This is a genomic window from Murimonas intestini (assembly GCF_024622195.1).
GTDB classification, from domain to species: Bacteria; Bacillota; Clostridia; order Lachnospirales; family Lachnospiraceae; genus Murimonas; species Murimonas intestini.
The window spans coordinates 1-12935 of the sequence record NZ_JANKBI010000017.1 but is presented as its reverse complement, the minus strand read 5'-3'; the positions used below and the strand labels follow the sequence as shown (position 1 = coordinate 12935).

Genomic DNA, 12935 nt, shown 5'->3' with positions numbered 1-12935 from the left:
AAAGATAAGGTATGAAGTCTGATAATAGGTAATAGATATGTTATGCTATATCACATATTATTTTAGTAAGGAGTTAAAACGTTAATGTTTGAAAATAAAACAGAACTTGAGGCAAAAAATGAAATATTAAATATGGTAAAAGTTTACTGTGATACTTATCATATTAAGAAAGAGTACCAAAGGGGTGACCGTATTCCTTATGCTTCGAGAGTATATGACAGCACTGAGATGGTTAACCTTGTAGACAGTTCTTTAGAATTTTGGCTGACGTCAGGAAGATATACGGAAAGATTTGAGAAAGAATTTTCTAAATATTTGGGAATACGTTATTGTTCCCTTGTCAATTCTGGATCTTCAGCGAATCTATGCGCGTTTATGGCTTTAACATCTCCTTTATTAGGAGAGCGAAGCATAAAAAGAGGGGATGAAGTAATTACTGTAGCTGCCGGCTTTCCGACTACAGTAGCTCCAGCTATACAATATGGAGCGGTGCCTGTATTTGTAGATGTGACAATCCCACAGTACAATATTGATGTGGATCAATTAGAAGCGGCGTTATCTGAAAAGACAAAAGCTGTTATGGTGGCTCATACTTTAGGAAATCCATTTGATTTGAAGCATGTAAAAGAATTTTGCGATAAAAATAATCTGTGGCTGATTGAGGATAATTGTGATGCTTTAGGAAGCAAATATTTGATTAATGGAGAAGAAAAGTTTACAGGAACGATAGGTGATATTGGTACATCTAGTTTTTATCCTCCACATCATATGACTATGGGAGAAGGGGGAGCTGTATATACAGATAATCCTCTGTTGAATAAATGTATACGTTCATTCCGTGACTGGGGGCGTGACTGTATCTGCTCATCAGGTCATGATAATATGTGCGGACATCGTTTCGACAGACAATATGGGGAACTGCCGTTGGGATATGATCATAAATATGTATATTCGCATTTTGGTTATAATTTGAAGGCTACAGATATGCAGGCTGCAGTCGGATGTGCCCAATTAGAAAAGTTCCCTTCCTTCGTTGAAAAGAGGCGTCATAATTTTGAACGTTTATACAATGCACTGTCCGGTTTAGAGGATAAGTTGATTCTTCCTGTTGCATGTCCAGATTCTAAGCCAAGCTGGTTTGGATTTTTGATTACATGCAAAGCAGGTGTGAATAGAAATGAAGTAGTCCGGGCAATAGAAAATCAGGGAGTGCAGACTAGAATGCTCTTTGCGGGAAATTTGATCAAGCATCCGTGTTTTGATGAAATGAGGGCAAGCAAAGAAGGGTACCGGGTTATTGGAAATTTGGAGAATACAGACCGTATAATGAATGATACGTTTTGGGTTGGAGTTTATCCTGGAATGAATGATGAAATGATTGATTATATGGCTGAGGTTATTAGAAAGGCTGTAGTGTGAAACCTTAAGTTAGTTACTTGAGGAATGAAAAGATAAGGGGGTAAAGTAATGAGACAAAGGCTGGCAGATTATGTAGCGGATTTTTTAGTGGCAAAAGGGATAACTGATTGTTTTATGGTGGTAGGCGGTGGTGCTATGCATCTCAATGATGCTTTTGGACACAAGGAAGGACTACATTGTACATATAATCATCATGAACAGGCTTCTGCTATCGCAGCCGAGGCGTATGCGAGGGTCAATAATAAAATTGCGGCTGTCTGTGTTACTACAGGACCAGGAGGGACGAATGCTATCACAGGTGTTGTCGGGGGATGGCTTGACTCAGTACCGATGCTTATTATATCTGGCCAGGTCCGTTATGATACGACTGCACGGTATGCGGAACGCTATACTGAGGGGCATCCTTTACGTGCAGCAGGTGATCAGGAATTCGATATCACCAAAGCAGTAGGATGTATGTGCAAATATGCAGTCATGCTTGAGGAAGCCAACCAGATCAGATATGTGCTGGAAAAGGCATATTATCTTGCACTTTCAGGTCGTTGTGGCCCATGCTGGATTGATATCCCTGTGGACTACCAGGGATGTTACATAGAGACAGATACACTTCCAGGTTATTCTCCTTCAGAGGATCCAGATGAAATGCCTGAGAAAGTGAGCGATGACGTTCTGGAATGCATTCTTGAAAAGGTGAGAACATCCAGGAGGCCTGTATTGTATGCTGGAAATGGAATACGCCTCTCAGGAGGGTACCAGGCATTCCGGGAGGCAGTTGAAAATCTTGGTGTTCCTGTGGTCACATGTTGGGATTCTATTGATGCAATAGAAGACGCCAGTCCCCTCTACGTGGGACGCGGCGGTATTATGGGAGATCGCCCTGGAAATTTTGCTGTTCAGAATGCTGACTTTGTACTGGCTGTAGGAAACAGGCTCTCAATCAGGCAAGTAGGATACAATTGGAAATCTTGGGCGAGGGAAGCGTATGTGGCGATGGTTGATATAGATCCGGCTGAATTGAGGAAACATACGATTCATGTAGAACTTCCAGTTTGTGCAGATGCAAAGGACTTCTTTGAAGGACTGAACAGGAAGCTTACTAAAGTAAACAGCCCGCTTTTTAAAGGTAGGGAATGGCTTAACGCCTGCCAGGGGTGGAAACGGGATTATCCGGTAACATTACCCCAGCATTGGGAAGAAGACGGGGCTTATGCAAATGTATATGCATTTATTAAATATCTCAGCAGCAGCCTTCCAGAAGGGAATATGACTGTTGTGAGTAATGGGAGTGCATGTGTTGTTGGAAGTCACAATTATGTGATTAAAAAGGATGCTCGTTTTCTGATTAACAGTGCAATTGCGAGCATGGGATATGGCTTACCAGCTGCAATTGGCGCTTGTATTGCTTGTAGTAATGAAACAACGGTATGTCTGGAAGGTGATGGAAGCCTGATGATGAACTTGCAGGAACTGCAGACGGTATTACAAAACAAACTGCCAATTAAGCTGTTCTTGATAAATAATCAGGGCTATCATTCGATTAGACAGACGCAGAATAATCTATTTAGCGAGCACAGTAATGTGGGGATAGGACCAGAGAGTGGTGATTTATCCTTTCCAGATTATGAGAAAATTGCTAGAGCATTCGGTTGGCCGTATTACTCGGCACACAGTAATGCTGAAATGAAGGAAGCGGTTGATGTAGTCTTAGAAACAAAAGGGATGGCTTTCTGTGAGGTGTTCGTCTCACCGGATCAGAATTTCGAGCCGAAAAGTGCAACCAAACGTCTAGCGGACGGTACGCTTGTTAGTCCGCCGTTGGAGGATTTGGCACCGTTTTTAGGGCGCGAAGAAGTGCTAAAGAATCTGTTTATAACACCAGTAGATGAGTAATTAGACCTATAAGAAGTAAGGAAGGGGAGATTGATCTCTCCCTCTTATTTCTTCATGGGCCATAACAGTCCATTGAAAGGAAGAGGAATGCTATGAGAAGAGCAATTGTTACAGGCCCGACTGGTGCAATAGGAGTGGCATTAGTACAGAAACTGCTTGCTGAAGACACAGAAGTATATGCCGTGTGTCGGCCTTGTTCTACACGGCTCGGGAATCTTCCCAAGGACAAGCGGTTGCATGTCATTAGCTGTGATCTGTCACAGCTGAAAAACCTTAAGGAACAGATACCAGTGGCGTGTGATACCTTCTATCATCTGGGTTGGGACGGGACCACGGGAAAGATGAGGAACGATGTATATGTACAGATACGTAATGTGTTCTATTGTGTGGATGCAGTTGAGGCGGCATATGATTTGGGGTGCACTGTGTTTATTGGCACAGGTTCACAGGCAGAGTACGGACATTGTATATCTCGCTTGTCTGAAGCAACCCCGGAATCCCCTGATACCGGCTACGGAATTGCAAAACTCTGCGCCGGGAAGATGTCACGTCTCAAATGTGGTGAGTATGGAATCAAGCATATTTGGACAAGAATTCTGAGCGTTTATGGCCCTTACGATGGAGACGGTAGCTTGGTGATGACAGCAATAAAAGGGTTCCTGGAGGAAGAACCACCTATTTTAACTAGGTGTGAGCAATTGTGGGACTATATTTATTCGAAGGATGCTGCGGATATTCTCTATCAGCTTGCCCGGAAAGGGAACGACAAAAAGGTATACTGTGTAGGGAATGGTAAGGCAGTCCATCTTTCGGAGTATGTACAAGAAATAAAGAAAGCGTCTGGTGCTAGGTGTGTACCAGTTTTTGGTGGAATCCCTTATCCTTCAAATCAGGTCATGTACTTGTGTGCGGATACTTCAGCCTTAGAAGAAGACATCGGCTATTCTCCACAGTATACGTTCTGTGAGGGAATACAGGAGACTATAGAATGGTATAAAAAGGAAAAAGGTTATGAAAAAGATTAGCATAATGATTCCTTGTTACAATGAGGAAGAGAATATCAAACCGATTACAGAGGCAGTTGTTGAGATGATGGTGCATGAACTCCCGCAATACGATTATGAGCTTCTGTTTATTGATAACTGCTCACAGGATCGGACAAGGGAATACATAAGGGAATTGTGCAGCGAGAACCCGAAGGTGAAGGCAATTTTTAATGTAACAAACTTTGGACAGTTCAACTCGCCATTCTATGGGATGTGTCAGACATCAGGTGATTGTACAGTGGTGTTATGCTGTGATTTTCAAGACCCAGTAGAGTTAATTCCGCGTTTCGTGGAGGAATGGGAGAATGGCTATAGAATAGTAAGTGGGATAAAGACGAGCAGCAAGGAAAATCGCCTGGTGTACTGGATACGTTCAGCATACTACAAAGTCATCCGCAACATGTCAGAGGTGGAGATGATTGAGCATTTCACAGGGTTCGGACTTTATGATGCGTCCTTCATAAAACTTTTACGAGAGTTAAAAGATCCACTTCCTTTCTTAAGAGGTATCGTAGCGGAATATGGGTTTAAGAGAAAGGACATTGAATATGAACAGCCTAGGAGACGTGCTGGGAAGACAAAGAACAACTTTTATACATTATATGATGCAGCGATGCTAAGCATTACGTCCTACACGAAGGTTGGGCTGAGGATTGCTACATTCTTGGGATTTGTATCATCGATTATCTGTTTTGTTATAGCAATCGTGTATCTGGTTTTGAAACTGTTGCACTGGAATGAAATGGTGATGGGGATGGCGCCTATAGCTATTGGAGTATTCCTTATTGGATCCATCCAGTTATTCTTTATAGGTCTATTAGGCGAATATATTTTAAACATCAACAAGCGAGTAATGAATCGGCCTTTGGTTGTTGAGGAAGAAAGAATTAATTTTGAAGAGTGAAAATAAAGAAAATCGGCAAATTCAGAGCAGTTTTCAAGTATTATAGCTGGAATCCATATAACCTGTATTTATATAATTAAGCGTAGATATAGTGCTATTGGAAAGGAGAGACTAGAACAGAAGTCATTATAATAATCTGTTTTAGCTGAAACGAAAATGAAACATGTTATGAAACACTGGGAGATTGTGATATACACAATAGCTGTTTGTACAATATTAGTCACAATAATCGCTATTTTTTTTGATAGAGAGTCTATTACAGAATACTATAATGTAAAACAAGGCTCTGTGTTAGAACAGAGAGAAGATACTAATAAATTAAGTTCTTTGTTTGCAGGTAATGGGACAAAAAAAAGTCCTTATTTAATCAGTACTATAGATGATATTGCCAAACTAAGAGATGTATTAGTTGATAACATTGATTGTGAAGGTATTTATTTTGCGCAAACAGATGATATTGATGTGTCTAATGAAGGTATCTGGCAACCCATAAGTCCCATAAATGGTGAAAGTTTTTTTATGGGTGAATATGATGGGCAGGGACATATAATAACTAATCTTTTACTTAGTCATGAAAATACATCTTTTTTTGGAAAAGTAGGCGGATTAATTAAGAATTTAGGATTTGAAAATATTACCATTAATTCTGATAATTGTGCAGTTATTTTAAATAATGTGGTGGAAGAACATCAGTTATCAGTTGTAAATTGCTATATTAAAAATGTGAGTATATCTCAAGAGTTTTTCAATGTTGGTTTATTTGCAAATGATTTTTCGAGAGGAACATTGATCCACTGTTGGAGTAATTCTAACATGCATTTTATTATAGATACAACAATGGATTATGCATCAGTTAATTATTGCTTTTATATGGGTGATATTTATGATTTATCTAGGGAATTGCTAATTTATTCTGAGAACAACAGTAATATTGCTAATATAACGGAAAATAGAATTTCGGAAAGTATGAATTCTAGTATGGATCAAATTGCTAATTATGGGGTTACAGGAGAGTTTTATGGTTTTCAGGGAGATAGTCTTGAAAAACTGAAATTTTCAAGACAGTTAATAACGATAAATAATAAAGAAAATCTGACTATACTATATAAATTTATTCGGAATTTGATTATCTATGCAGGACTGTTTGCTTTGATCTTTCTGATTTCATTTGTAATATCAAGAAAGAACAAAATTAATATTACCAAATGGGTTTTTTATGGATCGCTATCAGTGTGTATGATATTAACCATAGTTTATGGAGCAATGACACACGGAGTATCAATAATCGCTTTGCTGTATGATGGTAGAAGTGATGGACAATTAAAAATGTTCACGGATTTTTTTGACTGTATAAGACCAGGTTTTACCGCTTATACGGATAGTCAAAACGGGATATCTACTATATATCCACCATTGGTTTCTGTTATATTCGGACTTTTGAATATGTTTATTCCTAGGGAGGAGTTATATAGTTCGATTGCAGCAAGAAATAGTCAAATGGGAACAGTTATGATAGGATATGTAATTGCACTAGCAGCTATTTTATTTTATAAGACTATTATAAAGTATAAACGAGGGTCTAAGTTTGAAATTGGTGTTTTTATAATGCTGATAGCCTTCTCTTATCCTGTATTACATGATCTCGAGCGTGGAAATGTTTCTATTTTTTGTGGAATGCTTATTACTGTATTCTTGTTTGGATATCGATCAAGTAGTGTTTCAAAACGAAATATTGCATACATTGCGTTGGCTGTTGCAGCAGGTATTAAGATTTATCCGGCGCTATTAGGAATCCTTCTTTTCAGGGAGAAGAGGACAAAAGAAATATTTAATTGTCTATCTATAGGAATTATTATTAATTTGATTCCAGCCATTTTTTTGAATACTGGTTTTTCATCTATTGCATACATGGTAATTAATGCTAAAACAATGATTTCAAATAATTCTATCATTGGCGGAAAGGTAGATTTGTCACGTTTGATTCAAATACCGCAGAAAATTAGTAATTCTTTAGTTCTGGATGGAATAGTCGAACATTATTTTTTAATCTGGATTATATTGGCGTTATTGGTACTTATAGTGATTTTATATAGTAGAATTGAAGACTGGAAGATTTTTTCATTAGCGATTCTTGGGATTATTCTTTTGTCATCATTCTCTCCATTTTACTATTATATATATATGTTGGGTCCTTTAATTATTTTTCTGGATTCCAACATAAGAAGAAAAAAGAGAGATATTCTTTATGCCCTTTTATTTGTTGGTATATTTATGACGTTTGCATCAATTCATAAGTATCCATTGGTAGCTTTTATACCAGAAGAAGGTGTATGGAATATGACAGTAATTGCAGGGTGTACATCGGTGGTTTTTTTTATAGTATTGTTATTGGAAGGAATATATGATTGTCTAAAAAGATTAATTAAATGTGGTAGATGGAATGGATAAAGATCATATTTTAAATAAAATCAAAAGTTTTTTTAGTGATTCTATATGGAGTATCCTTGCATTGATGATGCTCAATATAATATCACAATTTATTGTCTATCCAGTATGGTCACGATACTATGGAAACGAAAAATATGGAAATATTGTTTATGCTATGTCTTTAGTAAATATTTGTGCTGTATCCGTAGGTGTAGCATTGAACTATGCCAGGATGTCTGAAAGCTCGAAAAGAACAACAGTAAATGGAGATTACAATATACCTCTTGTAGGATTTGGTTTCCTGTCATCTATATTTTGTTTTTTCATGGTTTTATATGGAAATATAGGAATGACAGTGTTGGAGGCTATAGTTGTCGCCATCCTTTGTTTCGTTACTGTTTGTAGATATTACGCAGATGTAGAATATAGACTAAACTTAAATTATAAAGGGTATTTTATATACTATCTTATAATTAGTTTTGGATATGCAATAGGAATAATCCTTTTTAAAGCAACAAAATGTTGGCCAATTGCTTTGTTAATAGGAGAAATATTTGGAATAATATGGATAGTAATTAAAGGAAGACTTTTTCGGAATTTATTTAAAATTAGTAAAAATTGGAAAATAAATATACGTGCTATTCTTATTTTAATCCTTACAAATCTTATTAGTAATATTATTTTTAATGGTGACAGACTTTTACTGCAATATTTAATAGGGGGGGTTGCAGTTACAATATACTATCTAGCCTCATTAGTTGGAAAGACAATGAGTTTAATTACAACTCCATTAAATAGTGTTTGTATTGGCTATTTAGTGAAGTACCGTGGAGATATAAAAAAGAGTTTGATAAATTTTTTATTTGTGATAACAATTTTGGGAATTATATTAGGAACTGTTGTAGGGGTAATAGGATCGCATATATTAATACAAGTTTTATATCCTCAAACTTATGATTTGGTAAAAGGTTATTTTGTGATTGGGACATTAACTCAAGTCTTATATTTTGTTTGTAATATTGTGACAACAGTTTTGCTAAGGATCGCAAAGGAAAATATACAACTAATAATTAACGGTATTTACGCTGTGTTGTTTATTCTTTTATGTATTCCATCTACGCTCTACTGGGGGATCAGAGGTTTTTGTATTGCATTGTTAATTGTTAATTTACTCCGGTATTTTATTGCAATAGCATTTTGTTATGCAGCAATAAAAAATAAAAGTGTGAAAGGAAAATGAAATGAATTTTGCGTTAATTTTATCTGGAGGAGTTGGAGCCAGAATGAAAAATGTTGGCGTTCCAAAACAGTACATTGAAATTGATGGAAAACCAATCATAATGTTTACATTAGAAAAATTTGAAAGTAACAATAGAATTGATAAAATTATTGTTGTTGCTTCAAAACAATGGCATAGTCAAATTGAAATATGGAAAGAAGTATATCAAATTAATAAACTTGTAGGGATTGCCGAAGCAGGAGATTCACGCCAAGAGTCTATTTTAAATGGTTTAGAGTATTGTGGAATTCTTTCAAAGGAAGAGATGGATAAAGTTATTATTCATGATGCTGTCCGTCCATTTGTGAGTGAACATTTAATATCAACTTGTATAGACACACTGGATAAACATGAAGGATGTATGCCTGTTTTGCCAATTCACGATACTGTATATCAAAGTCAAGATGGAAAAAATATAACGAAATTGCTAGATAGAAATACCTTGTTTGCAGGACAGGCGCCTGAAGCTTTTCGATTGAAACGATATCTGGAAATAAACAGAATGGCTACAAAGGAAGTACTAAAAAATACAAGCGGCACTAGTATGATTGCTTATAGATATTCTATGGATGTTTGTATGATTTCAGGTGAAGATACAAATTTTAAGATTACCACACCATCTGATTTAATTCGATTTCGCACTATTATAGGAGAAAAAAATGAAAGCATATAACTTACATGCTGTAAACGATATCCGTTATGAAAATAAGGAAAAGCCCAGTTTAAAGGAAGGGTGGGCTTTGGTTAAGGTAAAGGCTGCAGGTATATGTAGTTCTGATATTCCGAGGATATTTGAAAAAGGGACATATCACTTTCCTACAATACCAGGGCATGAGTTTTCCGGTATTGTAGAAGAAGTATATGATAAAACGGATTCTGAATGGACGGGAAAAAGGGTTGGAATTTTCCCACTAATTCCTTGTAAGAAATGTACCAATTGCCTTCGAGGAAAATATGAGTTGTGTGATAATTATGATTATATTGGCTCAAGGAGAGATGGAGGATTTGCAGAATATGTAGTTGTTCCAATATGGAATCTAATTAAACTTGATGACGATATTTCATATATTGAAGCAGCTACAATAGAACCATTTGCGGTAGCATATCATGCTATAAAACAGGCAGAAATAAAAGAAGGTGATGATGTTGCCGTAATTGGTAGTGGAATGATTGGTTTTGCAGCAGCACAATGGGCGAAACTTAATGGTGCTCGCAACGTTTTGGTTATTGGAAGAAATAATGAAAAACAAGAAATTGCTAAAAAACTAAATGGCATCGGATATGTATGTAATAATGAAAAAATAGAAATGGTTTTTAATAAAGTAATAGATGCGGTGGGAACATCTGAGACAGTTGAATTATCAATCCGTTTGGCAGATTCGGAAGGAAGAATTATTCTCATAGGAAACCCTCAAAACGATATTTTTTTGCGGCAAAAAATATATTGGAGAGTATTAAGAAAGCAACTTACACTTGTTGGTACATGGAATTCTTCGTATGAATCAGGTACAAAAAGCGATTGGACTGAAGTGCTTAAAGGAATAAGAGAAAAGAAAATAATTCCAGAATTGTTAGTTACTGATATTTATGACCAAACGGAGTTATTAGATGCTTTAGAAATGATGAAGACCCATAAAAAATCATACTGTAAAGTTATGACTGTTTGGAATAACCCAAATTGAGTCAAGTGTACGGAGAAAAGATGAAAAGAGAAGAGTTACATTCGATATTATTTAATATTATGTGTGAAATCGATAATGCTTGTAAAAAAGAGAATATTTCATATTTCTTGGGAGGAGGGACGATGTTGGGTGCCGTACGTCATAAAGACTTTATACCATGGGATGACGATGCGGATATTTGTCTTTGGTACCGGGATTATCCATTATTTAAGAAAGCACTAGAAAAACATTTGCCCTCTTACATGAAAGTAATAGATTCGGAGACGATATCACCCAATTTTTATGATTTTGTATGTCGCGTTATAGATAAACGATATTATTGGCATGAACCACAGAAAATGGATCTGGAGTATGATAATCTGGAAAATTATATATGTGTAGATGTGTTTCTTGTGGTAAATAGTGCAAATACTTGGAGAAGAGCTAAGCGATTAATTTTGTGGCAAAAAATCACATATGGATTAGCCATGGGACACAGAAAATTTCAAAGAAATGATAAATACACCATTTCTCAAAAACTGCAAGGCACAATTTTATCGGTTACGGGGCGCTTATTTTCAATCAACACAATAGTGAAGTGGCGAAATAAGATCTTCATGAAGTATAATGATAAACCAGGGAAATATTGTTTGATAATAAATGATATTCCCAAATATTGGGATTTGCCATATGAGCGAGAATGGTTTGAAGGAACAGTAAATATGCCCTTTAGAGGCAAACTATTTCCTGTACAAAAAGGGTTTGATAAAAAAATGAAATTACAATATGGAGATTATATGAAACCACCAGTTGATCGAACAGAGTTTATCCAACATATGAAATGCGATTAGTTAGAAAGGACAATAAGTGAAACAAATAGGAAAAATATCTGCATCTATGATGTGTGCTGATTTACTTCATTTAAAAAAAGACATCGAGTTATTTGAAAAAAACAAAATTGAATATTTACATATTGATGTTATGGACGGAAATTTTGTCCCCAATTTTGGATTGGGCGTTGACTATATTAGAGGTTTGAGAGGTTTGACAAGTACGCCCCTTGATTTACACTTAATGGTCAATAAACCTGAAGAAAAATATGAGTGGCTAGGGATTCAACCTACCGATCAAGTCTGCATCCATTATGAAAGTACAGTCCATATACAAAGGGCTTTAGAAAAATTGAAGAAGTATCAATGCCGAATTATGTTGGCAATAAATCCAGGAACACCCATTTATAGTGTAGAGGAAGTGCTGGAATATATAGATGGAGTAACAATTTTAACTGTTAATCCTGGATTTGCAGGCCAGCCAATTGTAAAAAGTTGTATTAAAAAAGTTGAAAAAATGTATAAATTTTTATTAGGAGAAGGGTATGAGAATCTTTCTATAGAGGTTGACGGAAACATTTCCTTTGAAAACGCGAAAAAGCTAAGAGGTTTAGGAGCGGATATTTTTGTGGCAGGCTCGTCTAGTATATTTGGAAAAACTATTGTAATGGAAGACAGTATAAAACGATTTAGAGAAGCAATTAAACCTTAATTGTATAACGTGTTGTTGTATACAAAATATTTGCCAAAAACTCACCATCGATATATTCCACGCTCGTTGTAAATTTCGTCCCAACGGTCTGTCGATTTAGCTTTAAACGGTCTATTAGTTTTGGCATATCTATCTGACTGTTTTGGTCCATCGGTCTGAGCATGTGTTTATGCTTAAATCTTTCTTGTAGTGAAGATACAAGAAAGAAACATTTTATTATGCACAACTGAACTACAATCCTTGGAATTCTTGACATATGACAGCAGGACACTTCGTATAATGACTGCTGTAACCGGTATCATATCGGCTACAGCACAGAGAATCTAATTATGTCCCGCTTTCATGAGTTTAGCAAAGATCTCGTCGCGTTATGCCAAATGGCTCCGAAAGAGGTGGAGACAGCTTTCAATCCTCCAAAAAACAACCGTAGAAAAGATGATAACGTCATGCCAGACTATGCCGATATCCACGACCGTATTATGCGGGAGGAAAGCAAAGCCAACCTGTATTTTATGTGCCTGAAATACAAACAAGCGTACCTGTCCAGTATCAGTTCACACAGTTCTGCTACTATTACAACATATATGTTGAAAGGAATCATGGCTCTAATAAACTGCTGATGACTGTTGAACGGATGTAAACGCAAAATAGCAAGTACCTTTTCAAAATTATCATACGTGAGATAATAGGCTCATCACTATAAAGTCAAAAAAGTTTAGTACTCAACTATTTTGACCAGACTACAGGAGGTGAGTCATGAAATCTCA

The 12935-nt window shown here is 36.3% G+C and carries 10 protein-coding genes; all 10 read left to right on the top strand.

Going from position 1 to position 12935, the window contains the following annotated elements; translation table 11 throughout:
• Positions 1-84 precede the first annotated feature (84 nt).
• Positions 85-1419, top strand: a complete 1335-nt coding sequence (gene rfbH / locus NSB28_RS19560; protein ID WP_109748379.1) for a lipopolysaccharide biosynthesis protein RfbH — start codon at positions 85-87, stop codon at positions 1417-1419.
• A gap of 48 nt (positions 1420-1467) precedes the next feature.
• Complete coding sequence (locus NSB28_RS19555) at positions 1468-3309, top strand: thiamine pyrophosphate-binding protein (protein WP_109748380.1); 1842 nt, start codon at positions 1468-1470, stop codon at positions 3307-3309.
• A gap of 92 nt (positions 3310-3401) precedes the next feature.
• Positions 3402-4334, top strand: coding sequence for an NAD-dependent epimerase/dehydratase family protein (locus NSB28_RS19550; RefSeq protein WP_109748381.1), 933 nt, complete (start codon positions 3402-3404; stop codon positions 4332-4334).
• Positions 4321-5259, top strand: coding sequence for a glycosyltransferase family 2 protein (locus NSB28_RS19545; protein WP_109748382.1), 939 nt, complete (start codon positions 4321-4323; stop codon positions 5257-5259). The genes NSB28_RS19550 and NSB28_RS19545 overlap by 14 nt, the downstream gene beginning before the upstream one ends.
• A 156-nt stretch (positions 5260-5415) precedes the next feature.
• The gene (locus tag NSB28_RS19540; RefSeq protein WP_109748383.1) at positions 5416-7707 is read left to right on the top strand and encodes a glycosyltransferase family 87 protein; all 2292 of its coding nucleotides are present in this window, start codon (positions 5416-5418) and stop codon (positions 7705-7707) included.
• The gene (locus NSB28_RS19535; RefSeq protein ID WP_109748384.1) at positions 7700-8926 is read left to right on the top strand and encodes a lipopolysaccharide biosynthesis protein; all 1227 of its coding nucleotides are present in this window, start codon (positions 7700-7702) and stop codon (positions 8924-8926) included. The genes NSB28_RS19540 and NSB28_RS19535 overlap by 8 nt, the downstream gene beginning before the upstream one ends.
• A 1-nt stretch (position 8927) precedes the next feature.
• Positions 8928-9638, top strand: a complete 711-nt coding sequence (locus tag NSB28_RS19530; RefSeq protein WP_109748385.1) for an IspD/TarI family cytidylyltransferase — start codon at positions 8928-8930, stop codon at positions 9636-9638.
• On the top strand, positions 9625-10647 hold the full coding sequence (locus NSB28_RS19525) for a galactitol-1-phosphate 5-dehydrogenase (RefSeq protein ID WP_109748386.1): 1023 nt from the start codon (positions 9625-9627) through the stop codon (positions 10645-10647). The genes NSB28_RS19530 and NSB28_RS19525 overlap by 14 nt, the downstream gene beginning before the upstream one ends.
• A gap of 20 nt (positions 10648-10667) precedes the next feature.
• Positions 10668-11477 carry a LicD family protein gene (locus NSB28_RS19520; RefSeq protein WP_109748387.1) on the top strand — a complete coding sequence of 270 codons (810 nt, stop codon included), beginning with the start codon at positions 10668-10670 and terminating at the stop codon, positions 11475-11477.
• 16 nt (positions 11478-11493) lie between these two features.
• The gene (locus NSB28_RS19515; protein WP_257497899.1) at positions 11494-12168 is read left to right on the top strand and encodes a ribulose-phosphate 3-epimerase; all 675 of its coding nucleotides are present in this window, start codon (positions 11494-11496) and stop codon (positions 12166-12168) included.
• The last annotated feature ends 767 nt before the right edge of the window (positions 12169-12935 follow it).